This window comes from Corynebacterium guaraldiae (assembly GCF_053480195.1).
Genome location: NZ_JBRBAU010000012.1, coordinates 30,312 through 46,895 on the forward strand (window position 1 = coordinate 30,312; position 16,584 = coordinate 46,895).

The window sequence follows — 16,584 nt, forward strand, 5'->3', positions numbered from 1 at the left end:
TCCCGCACGCATCCTATGAGCCGAACCCGATGAAGCGGGTCGGCACCGCAGGTTCGTCGCGGGTCAGAGCCAAACCTTCCCACGGCAGAGTGGTGATGGCGTGGGCTAGGTACTCGCGGGCTTCGTGGAGGGTGGGCAGATTGTCCATGATCTCCCCGTCGCGCATGAGCGGCACCGTCATGTCGCGGGTGCTCAGCGTTCCGGTGTCTGGATCTTCGGCGGAGAAGGGGAGCACGAGCTCCTCGACGGCCACCCCGGAGGAGCGGTAGGTGCGCAGGGAGCGCTTTGCCCCGCCCTGCGACTTCTTCGAGGAGGAACGCTTGGCCACGGGGTGGCCATCGACCTCGACGACCTTGTACACCATGCTGGCGGTTGGGGCGCCAGAGCCGGTGACCACCGAGGTGCCCACGCCGTAGACGTCGACGGGATCTCCGCGCAGGCCAGCGATGGCGAACTCGTCTAGGTCGGAGGAGACAACGATCTTCGTGTTGTGGTTGCCCAAGTCATCGAGCTGTTTGCGCACGCGGCGGGTGACAGCGGCCAAATCGCCGGAGTCGATGCGAACGCCGCCCAGCTCGGGGCCGGCTACCCGCACGGCGGTTTCCACGCCCTTGGTGATGTCGTAGGTATCCACCAACAGGGTGGTGCCCACGCCGAGGGTTTCGATCTGTCCGCGGAAGGCCGCCTCCTCGTTCGGGGTTCCGTCTTCGTTGACGTGCGCGAGCGTCCATGCATGCGCCGCAGTACCGGAGACCGGGATGTCGTAGCGGTAGCCAGCTTCCAGGTTGGAAGTGGCCTGGAAACCGGCTAAGTAGGCGGCGCGGGCGGCGGTGACGGCGGCGTACTCGTGCGTGCGGCGCGAGCCCATCTCGATGATGGGGCGGCCATCCGCAGCCACCACCATGCGTGAGGCCGCAGAGGCCACTGCGGAATCGGAATTCATGATGGACAGGATCACGGTTTCCAGGATCAGGCATTCGCCAAAGGTTCCGCGCACGGTCAGCAGCGGCGAGTTGGGGAAGTACAGCTCGCCTTCGCGATAGCCGTCGATGTGCCCGGAGAAACGGTAATTAGCCAGGTACTCCTTGGTCTCTGCATCGAGGAAGTCCATCTCCGCCAGCTGCTGAGCGGTGAAGCGGAAGTCTCGGACTGCGCGAAGGACACGCTCGGTGCCGGCGACAACACCGTAGCGCCGCTCGTTGGGGAGGCGGCGGGCAAACACTTCGCAGGCCACCTGGCGGTGCGCGGAGCCATCGCGCAGCGCAGCCTGCAGCATGGTCAGCTCATACTTATCGGTAAGCAGGGCCGTAGAACGATCGCTGGGCGCGATCCCAGAATCCTGGACGTTGTCTGAGGTAGTAGTCACATCGAAGATGCTACTCAGCGCGTACCGAAAAATCAGCAGTTCTATGCTTCGAGCTGAATGACAACGTAGACTTCGCCGTCGCTGTAAGCCGTGCCCACCGCAGCGGTGGTCATGCGGGCATCGCGCAAGGCGGCCACGTGGGAGGGGGAAGCTCGGAAGGCTTCGACAAACTCATATCCACTCGCCGTGTCCAAAGGAAGGTGGTGCTGGACCATCTGCACGTTTTCTTCAGATGGCCCTTCTTCGTGTGTTACCGCGTTGCATTCTGCCTTTTCGCGGGCAGCGGTTTGGCGGTCGATCCCGGGCACCAGCGGGGTTAGGCCATCCTCCTTACGCCACGTGTTGAGCGCCTCTATGAGCTCATCCTGGATGGTGGCGAGCTGGCGTTGGACGGGGACGTCGGGAAGCTCGTAATCGCACGTCGCCGGCGCGGGAGGCTCAGAATCCTGTGAGCTGCCGTTATCGGAGGGGTTGGTCAAGCTGAGCACGGCGGTCACGAGCGTGCCACCGAGGACCAATACGGTGATGATGCGCTGCACGAGAGGCACAAGGTCTTCTCTTGAGGGTTGGCGTCCCGCGAGAATGTCAGTAACGGCTGGGGGAAGGGAGAAAGAATTCATCGATGCCACCTGCAAACGACAATCAGGTTAAAGGTCGAAGACAGTATAACTGTTCGCGCGATAAAAAAATTTGGCTAGTGTAGAGGACATGAAAGCGCACAACGAAACGTCCGCAGTCGTGGTGATGAGTTCGCCCATGGCCACCCCGGAGCTGGATGAGGCGATTGACGTCGACGTCGCCACGAGCGAAAACCTGCCGTGGATGTGCATTGTCTGGGATGACCCAGTCAACCTAATGAGCTACGTTTCCTACGTGTTCCAGACCGTTTTGGGTTATGACAAGAAGCGAGCTAACGAGCTGATGATGCAAGTCCATACCGAAGGTAAGGCGGCAGTGTCCTCGGGCGAACGCGACAAGGTTGAAGCTGACGTGAAGAAACTACAGGTCGCCGGCCTGTGGGCCACGATGCAGCAGGCAGGATAAGAGTATGCAGACGTGGAAGAAGAAAAAGTCCTTCATGCGTGGTGCGAAGTACACCACGGTATTCGAGCCCATGGAGCGTGAAGTCCTCGGTGATCTCACCGCGACGGTCTCCGAGGCCATCATCGCCCGCGCGCAGTCAGCGCCGAAGGATGAATTAGCGGACATGCTCGACATGCCCACTGGCCACACCGAAGCACCGGAGGATCCGTCACTGGCCCGTCTCTTTCCAGACTTCCAGAAGCCAGGGGATGAGGAGTTCGATGGTGATAATTCGCTGCTGCGCTCGCTGCACGAGAATGACATCGCGCGCGCCAAGCTGGAGAATCTCCAGGTGATTAACACCGCCCTTGGCCCCACCGGCGGGGTAGAGGTGGCTATCAGTGAGGAAGAGGCGCATGCTTTCCTCGCCGGCCTCAATGACCTGCGCCTCTACATTGCTGCGGGAGACGTGCCGCAGGATACCCCCGGGGCAGACCGCGATGCGCTCGTGGAATGGCTGGCCTTCTGCCAGGATTCGTTGCTCAACGTCATCATGGACTAGCAGAAGCGCAGGCCGGGATTGGAGACGTAGTCCTTGCCTCACGCTTGCTAAAGTTGGAGGCATTATGACCACGAGTGGACCCTTTGGCCAGCAGCAATCGCATGAGCCCAACCCTTTCCAACCCCGCCCGGCAGGACCGGGAACGGGGCACCAACCCGTACTCAACAAGGGGGACTCGAAGAACTACACCCGGACCGGACGTTTAAAAACGGCTGCGTCTTTAACGGTGGGCTTCCTGGCCGTCGAGTGGATCATCCACATCATCAACTTCCTGTTCTTTGGAAGCGAGCTGGGACAGTACGGCATTCACCCGTTGGATTTCAACGGTATCTGGGGGATCTTCACCGCGCCGCTGCTCCACGCAAACTTTGAGCACCTCATCGGTAACTCGCTGCCAGGTGCGGTGTTTTGCTTCCTGATTGGCCTATCCGGGCGTAAGGCGTGGTGGGAGGTCACCATCATCGTGGTACTCATCGCTGGTGTTGGCACGTGGCTGCTGGGCGGGCCGGGAACCTCGCATATTGGAGCCTCGGGCGTGGTGTATGGCTGGTTGGCCTACCTCATTGTGCGGGGTATCTTTAACCGCTCGTTGAGCCAGTTCCTCGTTGGCTTAGGCCTTGGTTTTGCCTACTCCGGCCTCATCTGGGGCGTGCTGCCCATCTATGAGGGAGTGAGCTGGCAGGGCCACCTTTTCGGTGCCATTGGCGGCATCGTCGCGGGCATGGTGATCACCTCTGATGACCCGATGAGAAAGGTTAAGCCTGCGCCTCGAGGAGTGATGAACTAATGCCTGATGCAACCTCTCCCATTGGGATTTTTGATTCAGGCGTAGGCGGACTCACCGTTGCGCGCACAATCATTGAGCAGCTTCCCAACGAATCCATCGTCTACATCGGCGATACCGCCCATGCCCCTTATGGTCCGCGGCCCATTGCCCAAGTGCGGGAGCTGTCCACCGCGATTGCTGATGAACTCGTGGAGCGTGGCTGCAAGATGCTGGTGATTGCGTGCAACACCGCCACCGCAGCCTTCCTCCACGATGCCCGCGAGCGCTACGACATTCCAGTCGTCGAGGTGATTCGCCCGGCCGTGCGCCGTGCCATTGCCACCACCCGCAACGGCAAGATCGGCGTGATCGGTACGGAGGGCACCATTAATTCAGGTGCTTATCAAGATCTTTTTGCGGTCAACCCGAACGTCGAGTGCGAGGCAGTTGCGTGCTCGGACTTTGTGAACTTTGTCGAGCGCGGCATTACCGCTGGGCGCCAGATCCTCGGTGTGGCGGAAGGCTACCTCGCGCCGCTGCAATCGGCGGGGGTCGACACACTCGTCCTCGGCTGCACGCACTACCCGCTGCTCACAGGCGTCATCCAGCTCGCTATCGGTGACAACGTCACCTTGGTGTCTTCCGCCGAGGAGACCACGAAGGACGTTTTGCGCATCCTCACCAACACGGACATGCTTGCCCCGGCGGGGCAAGCGCCAACCCGCAGTTTTGAGTGCACTGGTGACCACGCGGCGTTCGAGCGTTTGGCTACGCGATTCCTGGGACCCAAGATTTAGCACCGGCAAAGATGTACAATCGAGCCAAATCTCGCATCCCCCATTGTTTCGTGGAACTATTGAACGCATGAAGCTGACCATCCTAGGCTGTTCCGGGTCGGTGCCCACTGTGGGTAATCCGGCCTCTGGCTACCTCCTGTCATTCCCCTCGGCTCCGTCCATCATCATGGACCTCGGCCCGGGTACGCTTGCTCGCCTGCAGGAACTCCAGGATCCGTGCGATGCCCACGTGGCATTAACGCATCTCCACGCTGACCACTGCCTAGACTTCCCGTCGCTGATGGTCTGGCGTCGCTTCCACCCCACGGCCCCGGCAGCTTCCCGCAATTTTTGCCTCGGCCCGGCGGCGACTGAAACCCACTTGGGTCGGTTGTCATCGGATGCCCCGGATGGGGTGGATGATATGAGCGACTCCTTTGCGTTTAGTCCCTGGGTGGACCGTGAGCGCCAGCTTGTCGACGATGTCTACATCACGCCTTTCCGTACCGTGCACCCGGTAGAAACATATGCCCTGCGGGTCGAGCACACGAAGACCGGCGCAACTGTGTGTTATTCGGCGGATTCCGCTTATACGCCCGCGCTCGTTGAGGCTGCCCAAGGCGTGGATGCTTTCCTCTGCGAGGCTGCATGGGGCGAGACTTCGGAGGATAAGGCTCCAGACATGCACATGTCGGGAGCAGAAGCTGGGCGCCTAGCGCGTGAGGCAGGGGTAAAGAAGCTCGTACTTATTCACCTGCAGCCGTGGGGCGATGCCGCCGCAACATATGCCGCCGCTGCCCGCGAGTTCGACGGAGAGATCGTCGTCGGCGCCGCTGGGATGGAGCTCGACTTTTAACACGCGCGGTAGGGTAGTGGGCATGACTGATTTCACTCGTGCTGATGGTCGCGCGCTCGACCAACTCCGTAGCGTTCGCATTACCCGTAATTTCACCACCAACCCGGCTGGGTCAGTGCTGGTGGAGTTCGGCAACACCCGAGTCATGTGTACGGCTTCCGTGGAATTCGGGGTGCCGCGTTTTAAGAAGGATTCCGGCGAGGGCTGGCTGACTGCTGAGTACGCCATGCTGCCCTCTGCAACCCACGAGCGCATGCCGCGCGAGTCGATGAAGGGCAAGGTCAAGGGCCGTACCCACGAGATTTCCCGCCTGGTGGGCCGCAGCCTGCGCGCCGCCGTGGACCTGTCTGAGCTGGGGGAGAACACCATCCAGCTGGATTGCGACGTGCTGCAGGCAGACGGCGGTACCCGCACGGCGTCGATCACCGGCGCGTATGTGGCGCTGGCTGATGCGATTGCCTACCTCAAGGAGGAAGGCGTCGTCCCGGGCGAGCCACTTCTGGATCCCATCGCTGCGGTTTCCGTCGGCATCATCGACGGCCACGTGTGCCTCGACCTGCCCTATGAAGAGGACTCCCGCGCGGAGGTCGATCTCAACGTGGTGATGCAGGAAGGCGGAGACTTCGTTGAGATTCAGGGCACCGGCGAGCACGGTCTGTTCGGCCGCGCGGAGCTCAACGACATGTTGGACGTGGCGCAGGCCGGTTGCGCCCAGCTTATCGACGCTCAAAAGGCGGCCCTCGGATGGTAAAGCTCCTCGTCGCTTCGAATAATGCCAAGAAGCTCAAGGAACTAGAGAAGATCCTCGCCGACGCCGGCATCGCGGGCATCGAGCTGCTCCCACTGTCCGCGGTAGAGGCTTACCCGGAGCCTGTGGAGGATGGCCGCACCTTTGCCGATAATGCGCTGATTAAGGCGCGCGCCGGGGTGCAGCACACCGGCTTAGCGACGATTGCGGATGATTCCGGCCTCGCGGTGGAAGAACTCAACGGCATGCCGGGCGTGCTTTCGGCCCGCTGGTCGGGCGGACACGGCGACGATGAAGCGAACAACCAGCTGCTGCTGGGGCAGATGTCCCACGTGCCCGCAGAGCGCCGCGCGGCTGCCTTCGTGTCGGTCTGTGCCCTGGTGACCCCGGAGGGGCAGGAGCACGTGGTGGAGGGCCGCTGGCCAGGCTCCTTGCTCACCGCACCGCAGGGCGAAAATGGCTTCGGCTACGATCCCCTCTTCCAGCCTGAGGGCGAATCCCGTTCCGCCGCGGAGATGTCCCCGGAGGAAAAGAACGCGGTGTCGCACCGTGGCCGCGCACTGGCGCAGCTGCGCGAACCTTTGGCGGCCCTCGCCGGGCAAGCCTAAGCGCGGAACTGGGAATAACAAAAGCCCCGCTCGAAATTTGCCGAGCGGGGTTTGAAATTGTGCGCCCGGTGAGACTTGAACTCACACGTCATAAGACACTAGAACCTAAATCTAGCGCGTCTGCCAATTCCGCCACGGGCGCTGGTTTCGTTGCTGCGGAGTACTACCTTCTCTGCGCAACGTCCACTAGCCTACAGGGCAGCAGGCCGCGGAAGGAAATCCACTTTTCACGGCGTGGTGGGTAGGCTGTTGTGCGTGAGCACCAACCCAGCACCGAAAAAGCGGATGAAGGTTCGATGGTGGCACATCGTCCTCATCGTGTTCTTTGTCGTGCTCTTTTTGTTCCTTGCCTATTGGCAGTGGACTCGGTTCCGCTCTGGCTCGGGAACCTTCCAAAATCTGGGATACGCCTTCCAGTGGCCGCTCTTCGCGGTGTTCGTGGTCTACGCATACCGCACCGCTATGCGCTACGAGAATGAGCGTATCGATGCAGAGAACGAAGCCCTCGAGCGGGGAGAAGAACCAGCTCAGTATGAAGCAAAGAGCGTGAGGTCAACCAAGGAACAAGCCGTGACCAAGATCGACGAGGATTTCCTGCCACCTCGGCCGCAGGTTGATGTGGAAACCTTCAACGCCATGAACAAACAGCGCCGCCGTCGCGGCACCGAAGAGGAGAATTAATGAGCAACTCAGTGAGCAACGCCGTCCACCCAGACCGCCAGGCCCGCATCCGTGGTCCGCTGAAGTTCTTTTCCATCGCCGCCACGGTTACCGGTATCTTCCTTCTTATTTTGGTTGTGCGCATGATCCTGCAGTACGGCGTAGGCATGGAAATGCCGTCGTGGGCCACGCTCATTGCCCAAGCCCACGGCGTGGCCTATATGGTCTACCTCGTTTCCATCCTGGTTCTTGGGCCGCGTGTCATGTGGCCGGTGAGCAAGTTGTTCACCACGGCGCTTGCCGGTGTTGTCCCGTTCCTGTCCTTCTGGATGGAGCACAAGCGTCGCACTGAAATCGTCGAAAAGTTCCAGCTTTAGGCGCCTTCCACCGGCACCATCGTGAGGTTGGCGCCGGCATCGACCACATCCTGGGCTAGATCCTGGGATAGGTCAGTCGTTGTGATGACCGTGTCTACTTGATCAAATGTGGCCACGCGGTGGGCTGACATGCGCGTGAATTTCTCTGGTGTGGTGACAACGATGACTCGTCGGGCGGCTTGGAAATAGGCCCGCTTAATGGTCGCCTCGGTGAGGTTCGGGGACATAAGGCCTACCGACGGAGTGCACGCGCAGATTCCGACAATCGCGAGGTCGAAGCGCATAGACAGGACTGTTTCAACCGCTTCCGCCCCGTACACCGCAAGATCGTCGCTGTTGACGGTTCCACCGGGAATGATGACGTCACTGCCCGGCGTCTTGGCTAATGCTGCGCCCGCGTACAGGGACATCGCTAGTGCTGTGATGTCCATGCCGGCGAGATTGCGGGCAACGGCAGTTGGTGTTGTCCCTGAGTCAACGAGCACGCAGGAGCCTGGTTCAACGAGGCGGGCAGCCTCCGCAGCAATCGCCCGTTTGCCGGCGGGATCCTCTTTTCGGCGTACCTCCAGGGGATAGCGGGCGCCCCTTCGAACCGCGGGGCGCGCTCCTCCGTGAAATCGTTCGAGGGCCCCTACTTCTTCCAGTGCCGCGAGGTCGCGACGGATGGTAATAGCGGAAGCTCCGGTGAGTTCTTGTAATTGGCTGACCGTTTTGCTTCCTGAGTCAACGGCCCAAATGATTCTGCGCTGGCGTTCTTCCTTGTCCATGGGCTTGATTGTATCGCCATGAAATGACCATGGTCGGTGAACGCTTCAATCTTTAATCTGTAGCTTGTCAAGGCAAAAAGCCACGTCATGCACGATTAAGGAAGATGATTGAAATGCGCAAGACCATAACCCTTGGGCTTATGATGAGCAAACGGCTCGCCGACGACATCGCCGCTTATGCGCCGCAAGGAGTTTCTGCCCGGTGGATCGGTAGCGAAGCGGAAGCGCGTGCGTGCGACGGCGTGATTGTCGACGCCACAGAATTCGCTGGTATTCTTCCCGGCCAGGTTGTGCTGGTGCTTGGCGACGTCAACGGAGCCGCCGAAGAACGCCTTCGGAAGTCGGGCTCGGTGGTCATGGATCGTCACCTGCGCACGCATATCGACACCCTGTTAAGGGCTTTTGCTGCTTTCGCTGAGCAGCAGGCTCTCGTCTCGGTGGTTGCAGGTGACGTGTATTAAAACAGCGGAGACTAATCTGGAGCGTAGCTATCTCTACTACGCACGAAGGGCTAAGCCTCATGTCTCCTCGCAAACTCAGCACCACGCTCATCGCGTTGGTGGTGCTTCTCTCACTCGCCTGTGCCGGTTTAGGTGTGTATGCCGTGCGCCAACCACAAGAGGTGTATACCGCGCCGGTAGAGTCAACCAATTCGCAGGTAATCAGCGCAGTCGAGCGCGAGGAGCAAGTCGTCTTGCTTAGCCTCGGTATCCAAGGACTCACAGAGAAGTCCTCCGCCGGGCAGGTATTTGGCGTGAGGGTTCCGTGGACCGACCGCACCCAGTTTGTGCAGTATTCCTACAAAGCCAAGCTTGGTATTGAGGGTAAGGACGTGAGCGTCACCGAAACCGGCGAGCATTCCTACACGGTCCACATCCCGGACTTCATCTTCATCGGGCACACCGACGAGGAGTTTAAGACCGCCGTGGAGAACAACGGAGTTCTCAGCTGGACCACGCAGCCACTCGACGCTGCATCCACGGTGTCGGACGTCCTCAGCGCCGATAAGAAGCGCAAGGACATCAACGACAACCGCGAGCTCTTACAAGACCAAGCCCGCAGCTTTTATGAAGGCATCATTCGCGGAGTGGACTCCGAAGCCCAGGTCACCATGGAGTTCCACAAACCTTCGCCCGCCAAGTGACCTTGAAGGCGGAATGAACCTTCTTCTACGTCGAGTGGCCTTGTACGTGGAATGAACCTTTTCTACGTCGAGTGACTTCTGGTCACTCGATCTCCGTGAACTTGCGGTCCCAATAAGCGCGTACCGGGTTGGCGTCCGCGAGGAGGATGTCGAAGCGGTCGTTGGCAATCTCGATGATTTCGCTCAAGACCACGCGCTGTTCCAGCTCATCCGAGTTGGACAGGCGGCGCACGCCCGCATCGATGACGCGGTCGGCCGAGTCGTTGGTGTCCAGGTATGCCACAAAGGGCATGTCGAAGCGCTTGCGGTAGGCCGTTGAAACGTCGATAAGCTGCTGTGTCTGTACGTCATCGAGGTCATCCAGGGCCAGGGAACCGCGGTCGGCGGAGATGGTGGCGGCCGAGTCGGCGTCGACAAGCAGCAGCTCATCCATCGCCGGGTAGTCGTGGATCAGTGCACGGTGCTGCTCACTCGGGGCGGTGAGTACCGCAACTTGGATTGCTTCCCGCAGTTGGCTGACGTCCTGGAAGGGGCGCAGCTCCCAGGCGGCCTCAAGCGGCCAGGTTTCGTTGTTAAAGAGCGGGCGCAGGGCGCTGACGAAGCTGTCGCGCTCCATCTCGTTGAGCTCCTTAAGCGAGACGCCGGCGCCGTCGAGGCGGCTGACATCATCACCCGACTGCGCACCGACGTGGAAGAACAGCAAGTTGAGGAGAATCGCCGTAATCGCGCCGATGGACATTCCGGAGGAGACGAAGATCTGTGCCCATTCCGGGAAAGCAGTAGCGACATCCGGCTTGAAGGTGACCAGCATGGCCAAGCCCAGCGCGGTCGTGACGATGGCGGCGTTGCGGCCGTCGGTGATGTCTTCTTTCGCAATGGTCTGCAGGCCGGCCCACGCAACGTTGGCGAAGAGCGCCAACGAGGCACCGCCGAGCACCGGGGAGGGGATAGCCGCCACCACGGCGGCGGCCTTGGGCAGTAGTCCCAGGATGATCATGAAACCGGCAGCCGATGCCGCCACCCAGCGCGACTTCACACCGGTCAAGCGAACCAAGCCGACGTTCTGTGCGAAGCAGGTGTAGGGGAAGGAGTTCATCACGCCGCCCAGGGTGGTGGAGAGGCCATCGGCGCGGATGGCGCGCACAACGTCATCGCGCTTGATGCGCTTCTTCACAATCTCACCGGTGGCGAAAACATCGCCGGTGGTCTCCACCATGGTGATGATCATGACGATGATGAGGGAGAGAATCGCCATGATGTCGAAGCGCGGCATGCCGAAATAGAAAGGCGTGGTCATGCCGATGGCGTCGGCCTCACGCACACCGTCGAAGGACGTATCACCCAACACAAGTGCCAAAGCGGTGCCGATGATCAAACCAAGCAGCACCGACAGCGTTCCAAGGAAACCGCGGAAGAAGCGCTGAACCACGATGATGATGGCCAGCGTGCCGAAGCCATACAGCAGATCGCGCGCGGCCGGAACCCCGTCGGCGTAATTGACAAAGTCATTTGCTGAGACCGCCAGCAGCGACGTGCCCATGACCAAGAGCACGGTACCGGTGACAATCGGCGGGAAGTATTTGAGCACGCGGCCAAAGACCGGCGCGGCGAAAAACGTAAAAATACCGGCGGCAATAATTGCGCCATAAATCGTCGGAAGCGGCTGGTCACCCGCGCTGAGCCCGATGGCAATGATGGGGCTGACCGCCGTGGTGGTCACGCCCTGGATGATGGGCAGGCGAACGCCGATGTGCTTGCCGACGCCCACCGCTTGGATCAACGTCGCCAGACCACAGGTCAACAGGTCGGCGTTGATGAGGTGGATCGTTGTGGCCTCATCCAACCCCAGCGAGCCCGCGATAAGCAGCGGTACGATGACCGCGCCAGCATAAAATGCGAGGACGTGCTGGAGTCCGAGCGCTGCCAACTTCGGGGCGGGTGGGATGGCGTCGACCGGGTGTGTGGGCTGAGGGGCGGTTGCGATGTCGGACACGCGGGGAGGCTCCTTGCTAAAAAGCGAGACGAGGATACTGCGCATAACAATAGAGCGCGGCAAGGACACGCACCAAGAGCTCGCCCCAAAAAGTGTGGGAAAGGCCACGTCAGGGGGTGCTTTACCCCCACATCCAACCGTACGGCCGTTACCTATGACGGAGCTGACCTGTGCAGTGCTCACACTGGCACCTTTGGTGGCGCGCGGCCCGCATTTGCCGATATGAGCTTGTGCGTCTTTACCCCTACTATGGGCTACAGAGAGGGGTTCGGTGACGGACGGGTTGACCGAATTGCCCGTGAATTGAAGTCACCTAAAGCCCTTCTGCGACTAAGCATTACGCGTCGTGTGAACTACGAAGGGAGTCAATATAGTGACCACCGCAACTGAACAGTCCGTGCAGTTCGAGGCATGGAAGGGCTTCGAGCCCGGCCCGTGGACTGAGAACATTGACGTTCGTGATTTTATCCAGCGCAACTACACCCCTTATGACGGGGACTCCTCCTTCCTTGCTGGACCCACCGAGAAGACCAAGAATGTGTGGAATCACCTGGAGGAGAACTACCTGTCCATCGAGCGCCAGAAGCGCATCTTCGACGTGGATACCCACACCCCGAGCGATATCGATGCTTTCCCGGCCGGCTACATCTGTGAGGACGACAACGTCATCGTGGGCCTGCAGACGGATTCTCCGCTGAAGCGCGCCATGATGCCCAACGGCGGCTGGCGCATGGTCAAGCAGGCTATTTTTGAGGCCGGCAAGGAAGTCGATCCAGACGTAGAGAAGATCTTCACTCGCTACCGCAAGACCCACAATGACGCGGTCTTCGATATCTACACCCCGCGCATCCGCGCAGCGCGTTCCTCTCACATCATCACCGGCCTGCCGGATGCCTATGGCCGCGGCCGCATCATTGGTGACTATCGCCGCGTGGCCCTCTACGGCGTGGATTACCTCATCGCTGAGAAGGAGGCATCCAAGCACGCAGTCGGTGATATCGGATTCTCCGAGCACTGGGCACGCTACCGCGAGGAGCACGCCGAGCAGATCAAGGCGCTGAAGAAGCTCAAGGCCATGGCTGAGTCCTATGGCTTCGATATCTCGAAGCCCGCGAAGACCGCCCACGAGGCAGTCCAGTGGACCTACTTTGGCTACCTGGCCTCCATCAAGTCCCAGGACGGCGCCGCCATGTCCATCGGCCGCCTCTCCGCATTCTTCGACTGCTACTTCGAGCGCGACCTTGCCGCTGGCATCATCACCGAGGAAGACGCCCAAGAAATCATCGACCAGCTGGTGCTCAAGCTGCGCATCGTCCGCTTCCTGCGCACCGAGGACTATGACCAGATCTTCTCCGGTGACCCGTACTGGGCAACCTGGTCCGATGCTGGCTTTGGCGACGATGGCCGCCACATGGTGACCAAGACTTCCTTCCGTCTGCTGCAGACGCTGATCAACCTGGGCCCGTCCCCGGAGCCGAACATCACCATCTTCTGGGATCCGCAGCTGCCGGCGGGCTACAAGGAATTCTGCGCCCACATCTCGATTGAGACCTCCTCGATCCAGTACGAGTCCGATAAGCAGATTCGTGAGCAGTGGGGCGACGACGCCGCAATTGCGTGCTGCGTGTCCCCGATGGCCGTCGGCAAGCAAATGCAGTTCTTCGGCGCCCGCGTCAACGCTGCGAAGGCCCTGCTCTACGCCATCAACGGCGGCCGCGACGAGGTCAGCGGCAAGCAGGTCGTCGACGGTTACGAGCCCATCAAGGGCGATGGACCGCTCGACTTCGACGAGGTCTGGCAGAAGTACGAGGAGATGCTGGATTGGGTTGTGGGCACCTACGTTGAGGCCCTCAACATCATCCACTACTGCCACGACAAGTACGCCTACGAGGCCATCGAGATGGCGCTGCATGATTCCGATATCGTGCGCTCCATGGGCTGCGGTATCGCCGGCCTGTCCATCGTGGCTGACTCGCTTTCCGCCATCAAGTACGCCAAGGTCTACCCGGTGCGCGATGATTCCGGGCTGATCGTGGACTACAAGACGGAAGGTGACTTCCCCTTCTACGGAAACGATGACGACCGCGCCGATGACATCGCCGCCACCATCGTTCACACCGTGATGGAGAAGATTAAGGCCATCCCGATGTACCGCAACGCCATCCCCACCCAGTCGGTGCTGACCATTACCTCCAACGTTGTCTACGGCAAGGCCACCGGTGCCTTCCCGTCCGGCCACGAGGCGGGCACCCCGTTCGCGCCGGGTGCCAACCCGGAGAACGGCGCGGATAGCCACGGCATGGTTGCCTCCATGCTGTCGGTAGGCAAGCTGGACTACAAGGATGCACTCGACGGCATCTCGCTGACCAACACCATCACCCCGTCCGGATTGGGCCGCACCCCGGAGGAGCGCATCACCAACCTGGTGGGCGTCCTCGACGCCGGCTTCATCATGGATTCCGAATAGACCACATCCACACCACTTCCTAAGGAGAACACAACATGGCAACCAAAACTTTCGACGAGCGCCTCGCTTCCATGAAGGCCAGCCGCACCGCCAACAACATGAACTCGGGCCTCTACCACGCCAACATCAACGTCCTGGACAAGTCCACCCTGGAGGACGCCGTTGAGCACCCGGAGAAGTACCCGAACCTCACGGTCCGCGTTTCCGGCTACGCGGTGAACTTCGTGAAGCTCACCCGCGAGCAGCAGCTCGACGTCATCTCCCGTACCTTCCACCAGGGCTCCTAAATGGCAGATGGCATTACCGGCGTCGTGCACCTCAACCCTGAAGAAGGGGAGAAGGTGCGCGGCGCCGCCGCCGGTTTAGGAACGGATAACGACCTCGAGGGCTACACCCGCCCGGAGTTGATGCAGGCCCGCCGCTCTGGCGATGTCGCGCTCGTGCACTCCTGGGAGCTGGTGACGGCCGTGGATGGGCCTGGAACCCGCATGACCATGTTCATGTCGGGTTGCCCGTTGCGCTGCCAGTATTGCCACAATCCCGACACCATGGAAATGAAGGTCGGAACCTTGGAGCGCATCGAGGATGTGGTCAAGCGCATTAAACGCTACAAGCCCATCTTCAACGCCTCCGGGGGCGGCCTGACCATCTCGGGCGGTGAGCCGCTCTTCCAGATCGCCTTCGCTCGGCGCTTGCTCAAGGAAGTTCACGACGCGGGCATCCACACGACGATCGACACCTCGGGTTACCTTGGCGCGCGCCTGCGCGATGAGGACTTGGACAATATCGACCTGGTGCTCTTGGACGTCAAGTCCGGTGACGAGGAGACCTATAAGAAGGTCACCCGCCGCGAGCTGCAGCCGACGATCGATTTTGGGGATCGCCTCAACGCCATAGGCAAGCCGGTCTGGATCCGCTTCGTGGTGGTGCCGGGGCTTACCGACAGCCCCGAGAACGTCGCCAACGTGGCCAAAATTGTCTCCCGCTGGAAGAGCAACGTCGAGCGCGTCGAGGTGCTGCCCTTTCACAACATGGGCGCGGACAAGTGGCACGAGTTGGGCTACCCGTACACCCTGGAGGATACAAAGCCGCCGAAGCCGGAAGACATGGAGGAGATCCGAGAGGTGTTCCGTAAGGAAGGTTTCGTGGTCTACTAGAAGCATGAAACGCTTCGGCCACACCATCAAGGAACACACCATCACCGTCCCCTGGGACTATGACAATCCAGCCGCGGGGGAGTTCGAGCTCTACGCTCGGGAGATCATCCCGCCGGGCGGTGAGAATTACCCGGCGCTGCTCTATAACCAGGGTGGGCCGGGTTTCCCGGCACCGCGGCCGACGGGTGCCACCGGGCTCATCGGGAAAGGCCTGGAGCGCTACCGCTGGATCCTCATGGACCAGCGCGGCACTGGGCGCAGCCACCGCATCGATGAGCTCAGCCCAGCTGAGGATCGCACGGCGCAGCGCTTGGCGCAGTTGCGGCAGGAGAATATCGTGCGCGATGCCGAGCGCCTGCGCGAGCACCTCGGCGAGGACTCCTGGGATCTCTACGGCCAATCCTTTGGCGGCTTCATCATTACTGCCTATATTTCGATGTTCCCCGATTCCATCGGCCGTGCCTTTCTCACCGGTGGCCTGCCCACCCTGACTAAGGGTGCGGATGATCTCTACCGCACGACCTTTGCCAAGCTCAAGGTGCGTCACGAACGTTTCTATGCCCAGTTCCCGTGGGCTCAAGCACGCATCGAGGAGCTCATCCACCACCTGGACAACTCGGAAGAGCTGCTGCCGACAGGGGAGCGCCTGTCCTCGCGCCGCTTCCGCACTATCGGCATCGAACTGGGCCGCGGTACCGGATTCGATTCTCTGGGCTACCTGCTGGAGGAGCCTTTCCGCACCGTGAACGGCGAGAAGCGCTTGCGTTCGGACTTCCTCAACAACGTCGGTAGCCGCGTGAGCTTCCAGGCTGGGCCTCTCTACGCGGCCATCCATGAGTCCATTTACGGTGGCGTGGGCGGCCAGGCCGTCACAGGCTGGGCGGCGCACCGTGTGCGCGAGGAATTCCCCGAGTTCGCCGAGGAAGGCACCTATCTGACCGGCGAGCACATTTTCCCTTGGCAGTTCGACGAGGACCCGGCGCTGCGCCCCTTCAAGCAGGCCGCCGAGGAGCTCGCCGTCCACGAGTGGGCAAGTTCGCCGTACGATGCTGCCGCGCTTGCCGACGCCCCCGTTATCGCCTCCGCCGCCATCTACCTTGACGATATCTTCGTGCCCTTCGAAGATTCCCTGGCCACGGGGGAGACCTACCGCGATTTGCGCCCGGTGGTGACCAACCGCTTCCAGCACAACGGTATTAGCGAAGACGGCGCGGGGATTTTGGGCGAGCTCTTCCGGGCGGCTGACGAGCGTTAACGGGCGTCGAGTGCGTTCGGGGAGCAATCTCCCCCAAGATGTGGTGGTGGTCACCGTGT

The 16,584-nt window shown here is 60.9% G+C and carries 19 protein-coding genes and 1 tRNA gene; 15 read left to right on the forward strand and 5 right to left on the reverse strand.

From position 1 onward, the window contains the following. Positions 1-13: 13 nt before the first annotated feature. Both ACUY3D_RS09945 and ACUY3D_RS09950 read right to left on the reverse strand, forming a co-directional pair. On the reverse strand, positions 14-1,366 hold the full coding sequence (locus tag ACUY3D_RS09945) for a nicotinate phosphoribosyltransferase (RefSeq protein WP_070562131.1): 1,353 nt from the start codon (positions 1,364-1,366) through the stop codon (positions 14-16). Between the two features lie 41 nt (positions 1,367-1,407). Further along, a complete protein-coding gene (locus ACUY3D_RS09950) occupies positions 1,408-1,986 on the reverse strand; it encodes a CAP domain-containing protein (RefSeq protein WP_070562135.1) in 579 nt (192 codons plus the stop codon). A gap of 88 nt (positions 1,987-2,074) precedes the next feature. On the opposite strand from ACUY3D_RS09950, the gene clpS reads away from it, so the two are divergent. From clpS to rdgB, 7 genes are all read left to right on the forward strand, one after another. Further along, positions 2,075-2,410 carry an ATP-dependent Clp protease adapter ClpS gene (gene clpS, locus ACUY3D_RS09955; protein WP_070522406.1) on the forward strand — a complete coding sequence of 112 codons (336 nt, stop codon included), beginning with the start codon at positions 2,075-2,077 and terminating at the stop codon, positions 2,408-2,410. Between the two features lie 4 nt (positions 2,411-2,414). Beyond that, positions 2,415-2,951, forward strand: a complete 537-nt coding sequence (locus ACUY3D_RS09960; RefSeq protein WP_070522403.1) for a DUF2017 domain-containing protein — start codon at positions 2,415-2,417, stop codon at positions 2,949-2,951. A 64-nt stretch (positions 2,952-3,015) separates the two neighbouring features. Further along, a complete protein-coding gene (locus ACUY3D_RS09965) occupies positions 3,016-3,738 on the forward strand; it encodes a rhomboid family intramembrane serine protease (RefSeq protein WP_070562138.1) in 723 nt (240 codons plus the stop codon). Beyond that, on the forward strand, positions 3,738-4,514 hold the full coding sequence (gene murI, locus ACUY3D_RS09970) for a glutamate racemase (protein ID WP_448241027.1): 777 nt from the start codon (positions 3,738-3,740) through the stop codon (positions 4,512-4,514). Before ACUY3D_RS09965 ends, murI begins: the two co-directional genes overlap by 1 nt. A 67-nt stretch (positions 4,515-4,581) precedes the next feature. Continuing rightward, positions 4,582-5,349, forward strand: coding sequence for an MBL fold metallo-hydrolase (locus ACUY3D_RS09975; protein ID WP_448241029.1), 768 nt, complete (start codon positions 4,582-4,584; stop codon positions 5,347-5,349). 22 nt (positions 5,350-5,371) lie between these two features. Then, positions 5,372-6,100, forward strand: coding sequence for a ribonuclease PH (rph, locus tag ACUY3D_RS09980; RefSeq protein ID WP_010191250.1), 729 nt, complete (start codon positions 5,372-5,374; stop codon positions 6,098-6,100). Next, entirely contained in the window at positions 6,094-6,705 is a 612-nt protein-coding gene (gene rdgB, locus ACUY3D_RS09985; protein WP_448241031.1) for an RdgB/HAM1 family non-canonical purine NTP pyrophosphatase, read from the forward strand. Before rph ends, rdgB begins: the two co-directional genes overlap by 7 nt. 60 nt (positions 6,706-6,765) lie before the next feature. Here rdgB and ACUY3D_RS09990 read toward each other — a convergent pair. Next, positions 6,766-6,847, reverse strand: a tRNA-Leu gene (locus tag ACUY3D_RS09990). 143 nt (positions 6,848-6,990) lie between these two features. Here ACUY3D_RS09990 and ACUY3D_RS09995 point away from each other — a divergent pair. Both ACUY3D_RS09995 and ACUY3D_RS10000 read left to right on the forward strand, forming a co-directional pair. Next, the gene (locus ACUY3D_RS09995) at positions 6,991-7,386 is read left to right on the forward strand and encodes an SURF1 family protein (protein WP_070530048.1); all 396 of its coding nucleotides are present in this window, start codon (positions 6,991-6,993) and stop codon (positions 7,384-7,386) included. Next, positions 7,386-7,742 (forward strand): DUF3817 domain-containing protein, encoded by a 357-nt coding sequence (locus tag ACUY3D_RS10000; RefSeq protein WP_070530046.1) that lies wholly within the window; start codon positions 7,386-7,388, stop codon positions 7,740-7,742. Before ACUY3D_RS09995 ends, ACUY3D_RS10000 begins: the two co-directional genes overlap by 1 nt. Here ACUY3D_RS10000 and ACUY3D_RS10005 read toward each other — a convergent pair. Continuing rightward, positions 7,739-8,509: a DeoR/GlpR family DNA-binding transcription regulator gene (locus ACUY3D_RS10005; protein ID WP_070624996.1), complete on the reverse strand. Its 771-nt coding sequence runs from the start codon at positions 8,507-8,509 to the stop codon at positions 7,739-7,741. The two genes, ACUY3D_RS10000 and ACUY3D_RS10005, sit on opposite strands and share 4 nt — an antisense overlap. A 104-nt stretch (positions 8,510-8,613) precedes the next feature. Between ACUY3D_RS10005 and ACUY3D_RS10010 the strand changes: the two genes are divergently transcribed. Both ACUY3D_RS10010 and ACUY3D_RS10015 read left to right on the forward strand, forming a co-directional pair. Beyond that, entirely contained in the window at positions 8,614-8,970 is a 357-nt protein-coding gene (locus ACUY3D_RS10010; protein WP_154737087.1) for a hypothetical protein, read from the forward strand. Positions 8,971-9,029: 59 nt separating this feature from the next. Continuing rightward, on the forward strand, positions 9,030-9,653 hold the full coding sequence (locus ACUY3D_RS10015) for a hypothetical protein (RefSeq protein ID WP_448241033.1): 624 nt from the start codon (positions 9,030-9,032) through the stop codon (positions 9,651-9,653). 82 nt (positions 9,654-9,735) lie between these two features. On the opposite strand, the gene pbuX is transcribed toward ACUY3D_RS10015, so the two are convergent. Continuing rightward, positions 9,736-11,646, reverse strand: a complete 1,911-nt coding sequence (pbuX, locus tag ACUY3D_RS10020; protein ID WP_144014897.1) for a PbuX/PucJ/PucK family nucleobase permease — start codon at positions 11,644-11,646, stop codon at positions 9,736-9,738. 373 nt (positions 11,647-12,019) lie between these two features. Between pbuX and pflB the strand changes: the two genes are divergently transcribed. From pflB to ACUY3D_RS10040, 4 genes are read left to right on the forward strand one after another with little or no spacing between them, the layout of a single operon-like run. Beyond that, positions 12,020-14,113 carry a formate C-acetyltransferase gene (pflB, locus tag ACUY3D_RS10025; RefSeq protein WP_193629694.1) on the forward strand — a complete coding sequence of 698 codons (2,094 nt, stop codon included), beginning with the start codon at positions 12,020-12,022 and terminating at the stop codon, positions 14,111-14,113. A 35-nt stretch (positions 14,114-14,148) separates the two neighbouring features. Then, positions 14,149-14,400: an autonomous glycyl radical cofactor GrcA2 gene (gene grcA2, locus ACUY3D_RS10030; protein ID WP_070525314.1), complete on the forward strand. Its 252-nt coding sequence runs from the start codon at positions 14,149-14,151 to the stop codon at positions 14,398-14,400. Continuing rightward, on the forward strand, positions 14,401-15,270 hold the full coding sequence (gene pflA, locus ACUY3D_RS10035; protein WP_193634575.1) for a pyruvate formate-lyase-activating protein: 870 nt from the start codon (positions 14,401-14,403) through the stop codon (positions 15,268-15,270). Between the two features lie 4 nt (positions 15,271-15,274). Continuing rightward, positions 15,275-16,525 carry an alpha/beta fold hydrolase gene (locus ACUY3D_RS10040; protein ID WP_448241034.1) on the forward strand — a complete coding sequence of 417 codons (1,251 nt, stop codon included), beginning with the start codon at positions 15,275-15,277 and terminating at the stop codon, positions 16,523-16,525. The last annotated feature ends 59 nt before the right edge of the window (positions 16,526-16,584 follow it).